This is a genomic window from Pseudomonas sp. QS1027, assembly GCF_002814235.1.
In the GTDB taxonomy this organism is placed as follows: Bacteria; Pseudomonadota; Gammaproteobacteria; order Pseudomonadales; family Pseudomonadaceae; genus Aquipseudomonas.
Genome location: NZ_PHSU01000001.1, coordinates 1 through 16,208 on the forward strand (window position 1 = coordinate 1; position 16,208 = coordinate 16,208).

Consider the following 16,208-nt stretch of genomic DNA (forward strand, 5'->3'; position numbering starts at 1 on the left):
CTCCCCTGCGCTGTTCTTCCTGCAGTTGATTGCACACCTGGTGCGCGTCGGTCGACGAACCTGATTAGCTGCTCGATGCCGACGGTGCCGGCATCTGCTGCTGCAGGTGAGTGTGATCGGTGCTCCTACAGACGCCGGGAGGTGTCAGTTCAACCACGTATACGAGGGTAAACAACCGGTTTTGAATACGGAGTGGGCTGCGATTTATTTTCCGGTTGCGGTGAGGTGGTACCTTGTTTTTCTATTAGAGAAAGCTTGTATGCATCGCGTAGTTTTGGATCGCTGAACAAGTTATCATCGGATTGTCCGTGTTGGATGGCGAGAATTTTTGTAACTTGAAAGGCAACATCTCTTTGAATGTCTGTTCCTCTCACGGAGACGTCCAATAATTTAACTAATTGAGTAAACTCCCCGCCGCTTAGCGCGCGACGCTTCCCTTCTTCTATGCTGGTAAGTTTGTTAGCCCAATCCGATAAGCTTTTAATTTCAGCTGCTTCCATAGCGTGCTGTATATAAGCTGCCACTGCCTGATTATGTGGATTTCCGTTCAGAAGAATATCTCGCTGGCTTTCAATAGCCGATTTATAAATATTATTCTTGGATAGCGCCTCATTCATGAGGTTGGCGAGTATTTGCTGCTCCGGCTTTCCTTCTAGTTCCGGGATCAATAACATGTGGTCTTTAGCAATGTTTATTATGTTTTTTTCATTTAAAGTTCCAGCATGTATCGCCGCTAAATCGCTGTTAATTTCTTTCATGGCCTCGCGACGAACAAATATGCCAGCATCATCATAGGTATCCAGACCAGAATATTTCTCTATTGCTGAATCAAAACTTACAAGCATATCAAGGGTTTGTTTGTTCAAATCTAGAGACCGCGATTTTCTGTGTATAGGGTTTTCACGGAATAGTAATTCGATTCCCTTCTTTCTTGCGTCAAGTTTAATTCCACCACCTACAGCATTCGTCTGATCATCCATCCTGTTAGAGATTTCATGATGTATTTGAAGACCATCGTAAATGGTCTGTACACAGCCACCTGGGAAAAGAGTCGAGTAGATAGGAGTAGGACCTCCTTGAGGATCGGTGTAAGATATCTCCAAGTTTACCATATCATAGGGCAGGCTGAGGTTGGCACTATAGCCATAGCTCTCAGCCTTGGCCTTCAATGCCAGCCAGCTGTCGATGATCGAATGCCCCCCGGCCGCTTTACTCTGATCCTCCTGCAATATCGCGATGACCTCGGGGGCCAATGCGTTCATGCTCAATGGGCTTACTTGGTAGATGTCAATGGTCATGGGGATGATTTCCTTGTGATTTGTTTTGTATCATGATCATCATACGAAATGACCCTTTCAAAGAGTAGCACCTCATTCAGAGTAGGTGGGTGCTCATCGCTGTCTCTGGTCACCTGTGAGTTGCCGTGACTGATCGCGAACTAGGTGCTCGTCGGTCGACGCGCCCGGGCCAGCACCTGGTCAACTGCTCGATGTCGGCGGTGCAGGTGATTGTGATTAAGGTCAGTGGGGATCGACACGGCGCGGCCAGCGATCACCTGTAAGGTACATCTACGAGGAGGTGCGGGGTTGACCAGCAGATCCGCGCTCGATTGGCGAGGTGAAGCTTGGTCAATGTCTAGGGGCAGTCGCTGCGTGAGGCGCCTGCTGCGCCGAACATCCAAGAACGGCGCACAGATACTGCGGGGAGATTAGTTGGTTGTCCGAGAGAGAGCTGCTAGCCAGTCTTTCATGTTGCCAGGCAATAGCAGTTCATGTCGCGCTCGTGAGCTCGCGGTGTAGAGAAGGGAGCATACCGTGGCAAGTGCGTGTGTCGAATCTTCCCGAGGCGGCCGTAACAGGTCACGAGACAACAGGACGGTGTTGTACTCCTGGTTCTTAACGTCATCGACCCTGGCCAGCTTGATTTTGGCACTTTCTTCGCTGCAAAAGTTCTTCATCCGTTCAGCAAGGTCGTTGAAAGTAAAACCTCGATCAAGTAGTTCTTGAACTGCTTTGAATTCATAGTTGCGTCCCATAGCAGATCCTAAGGCATCCCAAGTGGCGTAGCGGAATATCAAGCGATGCCGTGGCCTGGTCCCTTCTGTGAAGAGTAAAATTAGGTCTGTGATGAACGTATTCAGTTCCTTTTTCGCCCTATCAGCCATTTGGAATTTTGCACCTGCTTCGGTAAGCCTGATGAACCACCCTACTAGTCCCCACTCATTGGCAACAATAATTGTTGTTGGCTTCTCAGGAATCGACATGTTGTTGTAGGGAAGCAACTGCATAGGGTGCTCCGAGCGGCCTTCGTAGCTTTCCTTGATCATACTTGGATGCTTTTGAATTAACGGGTTCAGAACCTCTCCCATTTCTTTACCCGCGCGCACGGACTGTGTTACATGTCTTTTTCTAACTACTGCTCCATGATGCGATGTCATACCATGTAGGTGTTGAAACTCATCCCCAAGAGTAAGCACGGCCTGCGGACTGCGGTCGAGGATTTGCAGCATAGGTGCGCTCAATTCGTGGCTTTCATCAACAATGACGTGGGTATATTCCTCAGGGATAACCTCCCGACGCAGAGATAAAAATTTTATTCTGTGCGCGTTACGTACAGGCAGTCTAATTTCTGGTGCGGAAGGCCAAATCAACTCTTTCCATATTAAACTGCAATATTCCATCAGCACAGCAATATCCGCATCACTCAGAATTCCACCGATAGCAGGTAAGTGACGTGGTTCTATGGTAGGGCTTGGCGAGAGGCAATAGCTATACACAGCACGATGACAGACATTAGCAGCTTCACGAGGTCGTAAAGAGCCGACGGCCCGGAAATTCAGCCAGTTGGCGATCTGTTGATCGCTAACGAAATAGGTTGATTGGGATCGCTGTGAATCGGTGATTCTCCAACCTAACGAAGTTTTGTCCTGGTTTAGAATCTGATTGGCAACATGACCGAAGGTACGAGCGTTTAGCTCTGCGGTTATTCCGGATTGTACCATTCGGGTTTTCAGAGCTTGAACTTGACTTGGCATGTATGCCATCAACAACGTCGAGTTAGGGTTTAAATACTCAAAAAATTTAGCGATCAAAAAAGTTTTGCCGGTTCCAGCGTAGCCCTGAATGTGGAACGACTCATCTTGGCAGGCATTGAATTCGTCAAATAGTCGGCTCTGTTGGTCACTCAATTGCAGTACTCCACCAGTGGGAAGCTGTACCTGCCGCTTTAATGGTTGTATTTTTTGGCTGTATCGTTGGCCAAACGTAAAGTCCCAGTTACCGTCAGAAGTAAGATAGTCATGTTTCGATACTTCACTGGCATCGAGCAACCTCGCTCCGATGGATGGGAGTAATGTGAGTCCATGGGTAAACACAGAGGCTTTGAAACGACTTTGAACCTGTGCGGCGAAAGACGGGGCATTGGGAGGTGGGGGCACAAGACCTGCGCGCAGAGCTCCGTCATACATGACCTCGATCCTTGTCACGGATACTTTCTGCTGAACAAGGGCGTTCAGGTTTTGTATAAGCAGCACCGCCGCTAGCTCAGCCGTGGACGCGGTTTTGAAGAAGCTATCGGCAAGCGCTGCGTTGGACAGCCCTCCTGCGGTCTCACTGGCCAAGGGAAGGAATAGGACAGGAGCTGGTACAAAGCGGCTTGGCGAATTCATTTCTTTGGTTCGTCCTGAGATGATGGTCGCGGCACCCGGGGCAGTGCCATAGCGCAATACGACCACTTTAAATGCAATACGTAATTGCGTAAATACGTAACGTCATAAAAGCTCTCGATTTATGCCATGATTTATTCGGTCGCTACGCACCTGGATCAGTCGATGCCTTTGCCACATGGGCCATCGACGGGTATGAGTCCTCGTGCTAGGATAAACCCATATCCACCTTGCTGGAGCGACGTTATGCGCCAACCAGACCAATCACCAGGCAGTTTTTTTGCGATCATGGAAGGCAAGCGCTCTCGCCGTGACGTCCTCATGTCAGCGGTTGCGTCTGCACAGTCTGCTGATTTGGAGGCTTCTGCCGAACGCATCAAAGCGGTGATGCGTAAACCAGCAGGATCTCAACAACGTCGTCAGCGCATCGCTCCTCCGGCTTTCTTGGCATTTTCTGAATGAGTTTTGAAGACGATCCTGGTCTCTCTGATAGTAATTCACTTACCCCTGACCATTTTGAGCGCTCCGAACTCTTTCTGTATTTCAAGGAGAGAATCAAAGACGTTTACCGATCACCAGAGCGCGAAGCTGTAGACCAATACGGTCTGATAGTAGTTGGTGGTCAGGCGCTGTCACTGTGGGCACGGGAATATCTCTTAGACGAGATGACTGGTGAGGAGCTTCAATTCGCAACAAGCGATGATCTAGACTTTATAGGCAGACAAGGTTCCGTTGGTTTTTGCGAAGAACGCATGAAGGTCAGCTTCCGGCGCGCTACTATCGAAGACCATACTCCGAACTTGGCTGCTGCCGAAATTGCCTGGGACGATGATCGGAAAATTGTTATCGATATCCTCGATGCCATCGCCGGCGTCGCAACAACTGATATTTATAAATATCTTGAGTCAGTCGTTTTGGATGATGTGCGCATTGCCATTATTGACCCAGTGTCGTGTCTGCAATCTCGGCTGTTTAACTTATATGCACCATGGTGCAGTAGTCGTGAACGAGAGTCAGTACGTACACAGTTGGCAATTCGCGCATCTAATTGCTATCTACGTGAAATCCTAGTCGAGGATGGTTATCGTGAAGCTGTACCTCTATTCAAACGGATTCACGATCTGGCTCTTTCCCGAAATGGTAAAGACGCATTTTATGACTACGGGCTGGACCTTCTAAAAGCAATCCCGATTGATCCAGACTTGTTACCAAAACAGTTTATTGAAAAGAACTGGCCCAGTATTCTTAAACAAGTTTGGGATGCCCGATTTAGGAAAGAAGCCCAATATAAAAGCCATAACCGTGAGCCGCTGGGCTTGAAGTTTTCTGCTCCTAAAGCCGAAGTTGAACTCGATCGGCCTGTTATACTCAATACTCCCCTACCAAAGCATCCCAAGTCTTAATCATTAATCTTGGTTCTGCTTAAAGTCTGGTCAAGGGTCAGCCCGGAAGCCGCATGCGGCGCGCAGCCTGCTTGCAGGCGAGCACCGAACGGGTGAGGACTGAAGCGCAGCGTCCCTTTACCAGGTGGCTGGTGATCAAGGCTCCCTCGGCGGTCATGGGGGTTGCTTCTCCCCCATGGCCGTTGGGGTCAGAGGCCGACTCGCTCCCTTCCTGGAGGGAAGGGCGGGGGGATGGGTATGGCCGCCGCTGGCGGCCGGTGTAGGCCGTCATCCACAAATCCACGGGCTGTGTTAGGGGATGGGCCAGGGGATCCCCGTGCAGGCGGTGGGGTTCGTGGGTGATCAGTGCTCCTGCAGGCGCTGGCGGTGCCGGTGGCCACCACCAGGTGGCCGTGCCCTGCCCTGTTCTTTCCCGCGGCTGATTGCGCACCTGGTGCACGTCGGTCGACGTGCCCGGGCCAGGACCTGGTCAGCAGTTCGACGCCGGCAACAGATGCAGGTGATCAAGCCCGGAGCCGATCGGCACGGCTGGTCGCTGGTAAGGCATATCTAGGAGAGAGGGAGGAGTTGGCCAGCAGATCCGCGCGGAGCGTACTTGGTGTTTTGTCGGGAGGCAGGGAGGGGGGAGGGGATACGTAGGGCAGAACTACGTATATCACCGACAACTGCAAACAAAAAAGCCGCCCGAAGGCGGCTTGCGTACTTACGTAAATACGTAGTTACTTGCGTAATTTGTCTTGCTTGGTAAACCAGGCTTCCAGCGCTTCGTCGATGATGTCCGACTCATTGACTTTTTTACCTTCGCTCTTGGATCGAGCAAATGCCTCATCTGCCAGCCGCTCATTGAACGTCTTACGGATCCGGATTGTTTTGTTCTGCTTCTCATTGACGTTAGTTGGCACCGGGGTAGCTACCCGGGCCGACGCTGCTGCAGCAGATGGCTCAACAGCGCCTTCGGCGCCGCCCGATCGAAACTCTTCGAGGGAGGGTTTGCTTCTCATTGCGTGATCTCTTCATAGAACGCTTTCATTTCCGCAATTGCTTGCGGGTCTTTCGCCAGTTCTTCTACTGTCCGGCCTTCGCCAATCGCCCGGCGGAAGACCACGCGTTCACACACGCGAGCGGATAATGCGCTGAGCTTATTTTCTATCAGCCATTCGAGCATGTCTTTAGCATCCTTCGTACGCGGATCCACCCGGGCCAACAGAACCTTCACAACAAGATTCGGGTTGTAGTCCTTAGCGATGTCCACCACCTCAAGCAGATCTGTCATCGCGGCTGCATCAAGGTCGGAAGCGCCTACTGGAATAATCGCGACATCCGCGAGTAGCAGGGCGTTACGAAGACCGGGAGCATCACGACCACCAGCATCGACTACCGTGTTCTGATAGTTGGTGACCAGGTGTTTGCCCTCGTCGTAGATGGCTTTACCACGCAGGCAAATGGTGACGGGCATAGGCAAACCTTCAGCTTCCTTGCAATCACGACGCCATGCGGCCCAAGTAGCGGCGCTTTCCTGGGGGTCGCCATCGATGAGTAACGTTGGACCTTTGGTCGCCAGATTGCACGCCAAGTGAATGCTGTTCGTCGACTTCCCAACACCACCCTTGGTGTTTACTACTGCATACGTTGTCATTCTTCCCCCTTACATAAATAATTATGTACGTATTTACGTAACTTTAATGTTTGATCGCTGAGAAATCAAGGTTAAACCATGGATTTTGATATCTTTTGGCTTGGTTTTGAGCTTCTGCGACAGCTGGTTTCTTGTCTGATTGAGGATAATTTCTTCGATCATATTTTCAGCAAGATTGTTGACCTGGATAGCAATCTGAACCTCCTCGGGGTACGGTTTCAGAAAAGCCATATTTACGAAGAGGACGACATATTCTCTAAGTATTTTGCCATTCATGCGTAATTACGTAATTACGTACGTAATTAATTGATCAAATAGCGATCCCACGTTTCGCTTTTTCAAGAAGTCCCTTGAGGTGGTCGATGGCTTCCTGATTGTTGCGAATGGCGTAGTCAGGAAATGCTGCTCTACCTGACTCCTTGCGCTTGAGTAGATCGGCGATGTGATCGTCCTCAAAACCCATACTTTCAAGCGTTTTCTCGTCATCTCTGACCACAGCTTCGTTGGCGTCCAACATCATCTGTTGGGCGTCATCCAAACGGCGGATTTCGGATTCAACCTGGCTTATCACATCAGGATCCGGGGGGGTTGGCGCAAAAATCATCGCGATGCTCCTAGACGGTTTTTCGGCACTGCGAGTACTGGTAGCCGCCAGTGACTTGCTGTGTTTTGGACGTGGCATACGAAGTATAGTCATATTATGTACTTACGTAAATACTTACATACGTAATTAGTGGTTTGAATTTGTCGGCGATATACGTGCCACAAAACACAGCTCTGGAGCTCCTCCATGAGCTCTGAGCAAATCGTTTTGTTGTGTATTTCACAGATCTGCGTTTACGCGGCAGGAGGCCGACACCGAGCCGGCGTGTAGCCGGGCAGGCGATCCTGGGAGAGGAGGGGGGATCCATAGGAAATGTCGGTGATATACGCCTGGAAGCTAAACAGGGATAGTTTTTTCCAGCTTTTCGTACCAGGCGTAACCGTCAACCATGCTGATCAGCTCTTCCGAGAGCGCTCTGTTATTGCGGGTATAGAAAACAACCCTTTGCACCTTCTTGCTCGTATCTAAGGCAACACGGTAGTCCGGCAATGAGTCACGTTTGATAATGCTTCGTATTTCAGATCGGAAGCGCCGAAGATCTTGGCTAGAGCCTGTTTTTTGCCGAAGAATTTCGATATCACACTTCCAAAATACCTTTTTACCCGCATGCTTCCTGGCCAATTCATAGAGACGTCGCTCAAGCGCCTGGCCCAGCTCGAAGTAGCGCCGATCTATGGTCAGAACTTCGAAGTGGATCAGTGCATTGAAAAGCCACTCGGAGATAGTGACGCTGACTTCCAGCGCGCCCTTCCCATTAGCGGTTGACCGTTCAATGTCGTAGTCATCGATAAAACCGAAGCCTTTGACCTGTTCAACACCACCGGTGACAATATTGGTTTCGAGGTTCGTACCTTTGAGACGACGGAGCATATCGACGACCAGGTAATAGGAATTCCCACCAGGTGAACGGCAGGTCCCGGTCAAAAAACGGTAGATGTCAACCTTCACTCGGCGAGCAAGAGGTTGACCCATCTTCCGGCCTTCGATCAACTGAGAACCGATGAAAAGCAGTAGGTCCTTATCGAAAACCGTTGCGGCTCCGACAACAGAGGGGGTTATCCGGATTCGCTTTTTGGTGGTGGGGTTTTCGTACTCCCTGATCTCGGTGTCGTGTTTCTTCGACAGAGAAAAAATAGGGAACTCCATGCTGGCCAAGTCGTCCTTCACTGGCCATTCCATGAGATTGGCGTGAAATAGATCGGCTTGTTCAAATGGTTTGTGATCGTCGTTCGAGCTCACGCTCATGCCCCCCCGCAAGGCTGATGATAGTAAAAATACGATCATCAGATAAATTCCGGTCATCACTTCACTTGCTGACCATCAAATCGAAACGTAACATGCTGAAACCCAAACGTGCTCCTAGACGGACTCTGTCGGGTAGAAGCCCGAGTCGGTAGCCGCCACTCGGGCTTCGTCGTTTCTGATGCGCATAGTACTCACATTACGTAGATACGTAAACACGTAATTACGTAGAAATTACTTGCTCCGCCTGGTCATGCTTCATCTATTTGTTCTGCCAGGTCAAGGGCCGGCCCGGAAGCCGCATGCGGCGCGCAGCCTGCTTGCAGGCGAGCACCGAACGGGTGAGGACTGAAGCGCAGCGCCCCTTTACCAGGTGGCTGGTGATCAAGGCTCCCCCGGCGGTCATGGGGTTGCTTCTCCCCCATGGCCGTTGGGGTCAGAGGCCGACTCGCTCCCTTCCTGGAGGGAAGGGCGGGGGGATGGGTTTGGCCGCCGCCGGCCGGTGTAGAACCGGACCCCATTCTGAAAGCTAAACGTTCATCATGTAAGGCATGAGGTGATTACCTGATAACGATTCGGTGCACCCAGCTGGAAATGGAAACATCACTCGGCTGAATGACATACGCCAAGCACCTTTCATCGTGTTTCGCTGAAGGCATAGAACACCGATGGCCTACTGGCCAACGGGTGCTGCTTTTCCTGATTACGCTTTTCAGATCGTGCAACCGCCGGGGGGGGTTGAATCTGTCGCTGATCTTCATTCCGTTTGTTGAAAACGCGACTGGAAGGTGAGAACGCTAAGCTGCGTTTGGAATGTGTCGTGGTCGTCAGGGATCTCATTCGGGCTGTTGATAATGGGTTAGAAGCTTTAAGACTGGTTAAGAAAGGTAAAAACCGCGCGCGCGTGTTAACCCTTTAAGAATCGCTCTGAAACTATTGAATTTAAAGGGTTCTGGAAGAATCCGTGTCGGTAAAATACGAAATGCCTGTCGGTGTTATACGTGTAAATGTCGGTGATAGACGGTCGCCGTTGTCGGCGTTATACGTGCGAGAAATCGAGTTATCCACAGTTGTCGGTGATATCCCTGTGCCGTCGGCGTTATACGTGTCGACCTCGGAAGCGCCGTCAATGCCCATTCGGGACTAAAACTCCTGCTTTACGGCGTATTTGTGGGCTTTCGGCGATGCTCAGGCCAAAAATTTGTCGGCGATATACGAATTGAGCCTTATTTTGTCGGCGATATACGTGCGGTGTCAGGCAGCTATATCCACAGAATATTTTTGTAATCTATCCACCATGGAGACTATGAAAAGTTGATACCGCCTGGCTGATAGTCACGTAGGCAGCTGAAATCACGCGAACTCGTCCCTTGTTCCTTTTCGCATCGTGTATATAATACGGAAAACGATGAGGGCGAGTCCGCCATGAACAATGACATACCACCAGGGGCTGGATCCCAATTACCGAGCCCTTTCGCCGCGGAAAACCGTGAGCTGATGAATCAGATCATAACCGAGGTGGTTTCGCAGGTTAAGCAGACCAGCGATGCGATTGAACCTGCTGAACGTGTTGAAAAGGAGCGGAAGAAAATCTCCTTCATTGCTGTGTCAGCAGTGAAGATGAACTACATCCTAGGCGCAGCGCTGCTGGTCGCGGTCAGCCTCAACTGCGTAAGCACCTGGTTCGCCATACATCCTCTCCGTGAGTATTTTGCAAGCGACAATGGCCGGATTTTCCCATTAATCCCCATGTCGCAGCCCTACCGTAAGCCTGGTGACGTGATTCAGTTTGCGAAGGACACGCTCACGCGCTCTTTTACGATGGACTTCGAAAACTACCGCCAGGATTTGGAAGATAACCGAGCTCGATACACCCGGACGGGCTTTAAGTCGTACATCGACGCGCTGCAAAACGCTGGGATCCTCGAGATCGTGCGGCAGAAGCGGATGAATATGTCGATTACGGCGGGCACTGGGGTGCTTGTGAAAGACGGCATCGAAAACGGTGTGTACTTCTGGAGCGTCGAAGTCCCTATTCAAATCAAGCTGACAGGGCAGACCTCCGAACTGCCGACTCAGCGCTTCCTTGCAACGGTGCGTGTTGAGCGTATCGACACACTCGACTCCATCGAAGGTATCGGTGCGGCCCAACTGGTTACCAAGCCGCTATAGGTGAGCTCATGTTCTATCGTTCGGTCATTGTATCCGCGTTTCTAGCAGCTTGTGCTTCGCCCTCGGCTTTTGCCGTTGAAGGTTTTCCCGCACCACAACAACCAGCGTCAAACCAAGCCCCAACTCCTCAGCAAGTCGGGCCGAAGGAGTCGCTTGAATGGGTCAGTTCGACGCAGGGTCAGCAACAACAGGCAATGTCGTCTCAGCAACAAATTCAAGCCGCATTTCCTCCCACGAGCTATGGCCCGAACAACTATCCGGTGCAGCAGCCTGGACAGGCATTCCCCGTACCAGTGAACGCTCAAGGCTACCCTGCGCAGCCAGGTACGCAGACTCAGTATCTGGCTCAGCCAGGTCAGCTGCAGCGACCTCAGGATGACGCTACACGGGGACTGTTTCCGCCTAGCCAACCGACCGCCGGCGCGATAGCGGGGGAGGTTGTTTCACCCTTTACTCCCGCCGAGATCCGTGAGTTGAGAAAGCAATTCGATGCCTCCCGTGACGCTAAAGCGTTCAAGACGATTCGTGCAGTACCGAGGATCAGCAGCATTTCCGTTGATCTGTCACCCGGGTCGTCGATGCCGATTGCTCGGCTGATGCAGGGCACACCCGGCTCGTTGGTTTTTATCGATTCGACGGGAGCACCGTGGCCACTTGCGGCCGCACCGCGCATTTCTGACGACACCTTGTTTTATGTGGAATGGTTGAAACCGTCCCATGCAGTGGTGATTTCGGCGTTGAGCCAATACGAAACAGGGACAGTGACGGTATTCCTTCAAGGGTTGGCCACTCCGGTTGTCATTCAGCTCGCCACCGGAGAGGAGAACAGTAAGGAGATCAGTCGGATTGTTGATGTCAGGTTAGATATTCGTGTGCCTGGTAGAGGGCCAAACGCCAAAAACGCCGTGACCGGTCCCGGAAAAATCTCGTTATACGACGACACGCTTCAAGCGTTCCTCGATGGGCTTCCCCCGACTGGCGCCAAGGTGATTAAAGCTAATGGCGAGATTCCGGCTGGCACGAAGGTTTGGCAGTTGGAAAACGAACTCTTCGTCAGAACGACGTACGACATCAAATCTCCGTTTGATCAGACCAGTTCTGCTGCCAATGGCACACGGGTTTATCGCATGCCTATTACCCCGTACGTCACGTTTTCAGACATGGGCCGATCCGTGACCGTTCAGCTCGACATCCTTTGAGGTTGAATCATGAGTGAAATGCAAGCAGATGTTGGACGGAACACAATCTGGATTATCGCCACTGTGGTCGCGGTTATTGTTGGTGGATGCTACGTGGCTTACGGCTACTTCGCTGCTGGCTCCACGGCCGCGCCGAGCGTGGTGGCGATCAACACTGCGGGTAAAGGCACGGCTTCTACCGAAAGCGAGCATTACGGAAAAGTGCTGAACAAGTACAACCAGTCCAACGCGACCAATGCTGAGCAGAAAGGAGAAACCTACGTCTCTGTGATTTCTACCAGGGACCAACCAGTTCAGGAGTCTCATGCACCCAAGGACGCCATACCAGAGCAACAGAAACAACCTCAAGTTGTCTACGTGTATCAGCCTTCCCCTCAGCAGAATGGTGGTCAGCGTCAGCCAGAGGTTTTATCCGATCAGGAAAAAGAACGCCGAGAACGCATCCGGAGTCAGGCAGCGGCGCTCATTAAGAACTGGGGGGGATCGAAGCATTCGGTGGCGTCAGCTACTGACGAAAGCAGCTACGCAGGCACCGTCAACATCGGTGTATCAAGTGGCGCAAATGTGCCACCTGGTGCTCACCCGAGCACGGGGCAGACGACCAATTCCGTACCCATCGTGAAGATCCTTGATGACTTCGTCCGAATCCCTGCGCTGTTGGGTACTGATCTCGACACCGATGAAAACTCTGTAGTCTTTGCTGTGGTTCCCTCAGGTCCATACGAGGGGCTGACGGTGATCGCTCAGGGTTACAAGCGCATAAATGAATCGATCGATATGACCTTCACCATCATGAAATGGCGGGGGCGTTCTTACAAAGTTACTGCGAAGGCTATCGACCAGAACACCCTACGGAGTGCCTTGTCGGGCGAGGTCAATAATCGGTATTTCACCCGAATCATACTTCCTGCTATTGCTGCTGGTATTGGTAAAACTGGGCAAATGTACGAACAGTCCAGCGCGCAGAACATCATCACTCCCCAAGGCGGTGTGATTCAGACCTATCCATCCACGCCGAATGGGACTGCTGTGCTAGGGACGATGATCGGTGGTGCGGGGGAAACCGCAGGCAAAGTTCTGGCTCAAGACGCTGCGCAGATGCCTACAAAGCAAGTATTGATCGCTAAGGGCGGCACGATCGGCATTCAGTTCATGGCCCCGGTGTTGTCGACGGACGACCTAACTGCGAGCGCGACTGCCCCCGCAGTGGATCTAAATACGCTCGGTCAACCTGCTTCGCAACCACCCGCTCAAGTGCAGCAACAGCCACCAGCAGTTCGACCAGCGGGTTACCCAATCACCAATCTACCGGCCGCGGGGCTTTACCCAAGCACGCAGGGTGGCTATTCTGCCTATTAATTCTGTATCATTGCCACGATACAAAAAGGAATGATCATGACTAATCAGACAGAACCGCAACCGGACGTGTTCGATATGTCCCGGACAGTCCCCGCGCACGGAGTCGCGCCTGAAGTTGAAAAACGAGAGACAGTCGAGCCAAAACTGAAGCGAGCCAGGAAAGCCATGACCCTGCCGACTGCTCTTTCATTTGAAAAGGTGAAGAAGTACGGCGTGCCTGCGGGTTTGGTGATGGTTGTTGTAATCGGTGGGTTGTGGTCCTTCGTGCCCGGTGTTTTTTCGTTAGGTGGTGGTACGAGTTCCGCGCCTAGAAGTGTTACGGCACAGCCGTCTTTCACGCCGGCTGATGCTATGCGAGATGCAGGGCAGGCTACTGTCCGAGAGGCACAGCGAGCGGCGTCATCTCTTGGAAGTGGTTTTGATCAGGTGCCGGCTGCAGTAGTCGGTGTTACCACATCGACTACTGCTCCTAGAGCAGAACCCGAGCATGTAGCCCCAGTTGCGCCTCAGGGTGTGTCAGTTGTCGAGAAGGAACTGCAGACCCGTGTGGTGACACTCGAACAGTCGATGGTTGAACTGCAAGCGAAAATCGCTCTACTTGAAGGTCGACCTGTTGCGAACGTGGCCGCCAGTGTTGCCAACGTAAACGCAACCAAGTCTGTTTCGGCGAAGAACAATACACACAAGGCACAAAAAAACCATCCGCCCGGTACCCAAAGTTCGGCCAAAGCGGCAAGCCAGCCAGTAGGCACAACGCTGATGAACAAGGGGTTCACCTTGAACACCATCTATGCCGGTCAAGCATGGATTCAGGATTCCGAACAGGTTTACGTTGTGCAAGTGGGCGATCTTGTTGGTGACATGCGGATTCAGTCGATTGATCCGAAGGGCCGCCGGGTCATGACAACCAAGGGCATTATTCGCTAAGGAGCTGTCATGGATCTCGCTCAGATGATTACCCAGTTCGCGAACACTTTCGCGGCCGCCCTTTGGCGATTTCTCTGGGTATTGGGGATTCTAGTTGGGACGGTCTACGCGGGATCGGCGTTGATGCGTCTGCAGAGAGCATCGCGTTTGCCTGGTTCAAGTCCAGTGACGGTGGGTGACATTGTCCCGCTGCTGATCATTGCTGGGCTGATGGCGAATCTATCTCGTTTTATCAACGCTGCATGGACGTCATTCGGGTCAGGGACGGTCAGTTATGGACCGATTGCCTACAGCGGTGCTGCGGAGTTCGGACGCATGGCCGAGGCGATTAACTCGGTGCTCACTCTCGCGAGTGTTTTCGGCGGTGTGATGTTCTTCAAGGGCGTGTTGCTGTTAAAGAAAGCGACCGTTGACGGGCATTCAAACCAAGGTGCCGACGACGCAGTGTGGCGTGCCCTTACGCACATGATTTTTGGTTCTTTCTTGGTGCAAATTCCAGATGTGATTGACGCTGCCCGGGCTTCTTTTGGGGCTGCTTGGTGAAACTTCAAAAAGAGGGATGTATCGATGAAAATTAATCCAGTGGAATACACCGCTGACTTGGGCCGGCGGGTGCATATCGGTCTGCAGAACTGGTGCGATAAACACACTGCGGAGCCGGCTCAACGGCAAATCATGCTATCCACGGCTGCGATTACTTTCGCTGCGTTGACTTTCTCCATGGGGGCATCTGCCGGTGGGGAAGGGTTTGCTGGAATGCTTGATACAGGGGCGACCCAGGCTGACTCGGGATCGAATAGTCTGGCAAGAATCTTTAAATTTTTGGGCTTCGGTGGTGCTGCCTATGGTGGCTTCAACTGGTGGAAAAAAGGACAAGACGGCGCGCGCAGTGACATTAAAGCCACCCAGATTTTCATTCCCATTCTTGCCGGTGCGGGAATTGGCGGTATTGGGTACCTCATGGGTAAAGCTGGTGAAACCGTGGGTATGGCGACTAGCACTTACGGTCAAGTGCCTCAGTAATCCACCTGATGGATCGGCGGCCGCAAGGTCGCCGGATTGGTAGCCATGAACGATCTCTCCAAACAAGACCCCGCTGCAGTCGATCTGGACAAAGTCGTGCCCAAAGAAGGGTTGGGCACAGGCTTTGACAACGCGAGTTTCCCGGCGCTTTTTTTCTCCACGAAGAGCCAGATTTGGGGGGATAAGTCAGGTGCTGAGTGGGAGCCAGTAGCGCGTGAGTTCAAGTCCGGGGACTTGAGAAAAAAGACGCTCTTGAAAGATGGCCATCGCTGCATGTTTTGCGGTTTTCACTCAAGCCATAACCAGATCCACAACGTGACGGATAACCACCAGGACATCCGCGAGCACAATCTCCGAGTGGCTGATCATCTTTGCCATGGGTGGCAACACTTGGGCGAGTTGGGCGAAGGGAACGCTGTTATTGCTTATCTCCCTGGCCTGACTGGCCAGGACGTAAACCATCTGCAGAGAACGCTGATGGTCGCGTTGCAGGTCGGTGACGAGTCGATTAAGGCCGACGCAAAAAAATTGCTGAACTGGCTCGGCTCTCATTTCACGTACACCGATGACGCTTGGGGTACGTATTCACCGGCAGTTTTTGCGAAAGCACTTTTGCGTCAGAGCGACAGCGATAAAGGCCGTCGTGAACTCGTCTTTGAGGGGTTAGCGGTAGTTTTCAATCCTGGCCCATACAGCCACGCCGCGAATTTGTGGGCTCGTGACTACCAAGTGTCTTATCCGGTCGCGAAATGGGCTGACGTCTACTTCAGCGTAATGAACCCACCAGTATAAACTTTGAGGGAAGCACGATGGGCGTTGCTAAGTTTCTTGATGGTCTTGTCGATGCCACTGAAGGCTTCCTTGCCTACATGTCTCGGTACATGGTCGGTAAAGACCTCGCGGGCTACTGTGAGCTCGCTACAGCCATAGGACTGACCGATGAAGACATCAGTCGTAATCCGGCTTTGAAAGACCCCTA

At 52.0% G+C, this 16,208-nt stretch carries 15 protein-coding genes; 9 read left to right on the top strand and 6 right to left on the bottom strand.

The genetic code is table 11. The features are described 5' to 3' along the window. Positions 1 to 149: 149 nt before the first annotated feature. Positions 150 to 1,298 carry a hypothetical protein gene (locus CWE01_RS00005; protein ID WP_100938472.1) on the bottom strand — a complete coding sequence of 383 codons (1,149 nt, stop codon included), beginning with the start codon at positions 1,296 to 1,298 and terminating at the stop codon, positions 150 to 152. A gap of 410 nt (positions 1,299 to 1,708) precedes the next feature. Then, on the bottom strand, positions 1,709 to 3,667 hold the full coding sequence (locus CWE01_RS33220; RefSeq protein WP_157815165.1) for an AAA family ATPase: 1,959 nt from the start codon (positions 3,665 to 3,667) through the stop codon (positions 1,709 to 1,711). A gap of 243 nt (positions 3,668 to 3,910) precedes the next feature. On the opposite strand from CWE01_RS33220, the gene CWE01_RS33225 reads away from it, so the two are divergent. Together CWE01_RS33225 and CWE01_RS00015 are read left to right on the top strand one after the other, a co-directional pair. Beyond that, positions 3,911 to 4,126: a hypothetical protein gene (locus CWE01_RS33225; RefSeq protein WP_157815166.1), complete on the top strand. Its 216-nt coding sequence runs from the start codon at positions 3,911 to 3,913 to the stop codon at positions 4,124 to 4,126. Then, positions 4,123 to 5,067 carry a hypothetical protein gene (locus tag CWE01_RS00015; RefSeq protein WP_100938474.1) on the top strand — a complete coding sequence of 315 codons (945 nt, stop codon included), beginning with the start codon at positions 4,123 to 4,125 and terminating at the stop codon, positions 5,065 to 5,067. Before CWE01_RS33225 ends, CWE01_RS00015 begins: the two co-directional genes overlap by 4 nt. A 719-nt stretch (positions 5,068 to 5,786) precedes the next feature. On the opposite strand, the gene CWE01_RS00020 is transcribed toward CWE01_RS00015, so the two are convergent. The 4 genes from CWE01_RS00020 to CWE01_RS00040 all read right to left on the bottom strand — a co-directional run bounded on the left by CWE01_RS00020 (position 5,787) and on the right by CWE01_RS00040 (position 8,609). After that, positions 5,787 to 6,068 (bottom strand): hypothetical protein, encoded by a 282-nt coding sequence (locus CWE01_RS00020; RefSeq protein WP_100938475.1) that lies wholly within the window; start codon positions 6,066 to 6,068, stop codon positions 5,787 to 5,789. Further along, on the bottom strand, positions 6,065 to 6,703 hold the full coding sequence (locus tag CWE01_RS00025; protein ID WP_100938476.1) for a ParA family protein: 639 nt from the start codon (positions 6,701 to 6,703) through the stop codon (positions 6,065 to 6,067). Before CWE01_RS00025 ends, CWE01_RS00020 begins: the two co-directional genes overlap by 4 nt. A 310-nt stretch (positions 6,704 to 7,013) precedes the next feature. After that, positions 7,014 to 7,307 carry a hypothetical protein gene (locus CWE01_RS00035; protein WP_100938478.1) on the bottom strand — a complete coding sequence of 98 codons (294 nt, stop codon included), beginning with the start codon at positions 7,305 to 7,307 and terminating at the stop codon, positions 7,014 to 7,016. Between the two features lie 336 nt (positions 7,308 to 7,643). Beyond that, positions 7,644 to 8,609, bottom strand: a complete 966-nt coding sequence (locus tag CWE01_RS00040) for a replication initiator protein A (protein ID WP_256579290.1) — start codon at positions 8,607 to 8,609, stop codon at positions 7,644 to 7,646. A gap of 1,365 nt (positions 8,610 to 9,974) precedes the next feature. Between CWE01_RS00040 and CWE01_RS00045 the strand changes: the two genes are divergently transcribed. Genes CWE01_RS00045 through CWE01_RS00075 form a run of 7 tightly spaced genes read left to right on the top strand, consistent with a single transcriptional unit; the run spans position 9,975 to position 16,021 of the window. Beyond that, complete coding sequence (locus CWE01_RS00045) at positions 9,975 to 10,721, top strand: DotI/IcmL/TraM family protein (RefSeq protein ID WP_100938479.1); 747 nt, start codon at positions 9,975 to 9,977, stop codon at positions 10,719 to 10,721. 8 nt (positions 10,722 to 10,729) lie between these two features. Then, positions 10,730 to 11,920: a DotH/IcmK family type IV secretion protein gene (locus CWE01_RS00050; protein ID WP_100938480.1), complete on the top strand. Its 1,191-nt coding sequence runs from the start codon at positions 10,730 to 10,732 to the stop codon at positions 11,918 to 11,920. 9 nt (positions 11,921 to 11,929) lie between these two features. After that, the gene (traO, locus tag CWE01_RS00055; protein WP_157815167.1) at positions 11,930 to 13,279 is read left to right on the top strand and encodes a conjugal transfer protein TraO; all 1,350 of its coding nucleotides are present in this window, start codon (positions 11,930 to 11,932) and stop codon (positions 13,277 to 13,279) included. 36 nt (positions 13,280 to 13,315) lie between these two features. After that, positions 13,316 to 14,206 (top strand): hypothetical protein, encoded by an 891-nt coding sequence (locus tag CWE01_RS00060; protein WP_100938482.1) that lies wholly within the window; start codon positions 13,316 to 13,318, stop codon positions 14,204 to 14,206. Between the two features lie 9 nt (positions 14,207 to 14,215). Continuing rightward, positions 14,216 to 14,749 carry a conjugal transfer protein TraQ gene (gene traQ, locus CWE01_RS00065; RefSeq protein WP_100938483.1) on the top strand — a complete coding sequence of 178 codons (534 nt, stop codon included), beginning with the start codon at positions 14,216 to 14,218 and terminating at the stop codon, positions 14,747 to 14,749. A 24-nt stretch (positions 14,750 to 14,773) separates the two neighbouring features. Next, on the top strand, positions 14,774 to 15,229 hold the full coding sequence (locus CWE01_RS00070) for a DUF6750 family protein (protein ID WP_100938484.1): 456 nt from the start codon (positions 14,774 to 14,776) through the stop codon (positions 15,227 to 15,229). A 45-nt stretch (positions 15,230 to 15,274) separates the two neighbouring features. Next, positions 15,275 to 16,021: an HNH endonuclease gene (locus CWE01_RS00075; RefSeq protein ID WP_100938485.1), complete on the top strand. Its 747-nt coding sequence runs from the start codon at positions 15,275 to 15,277 to the stop codon at positions 16,019 to 16,021. The last annotated feature ends 187 nt before the right edge of the window (positions 16,022 to 16,208 follow it).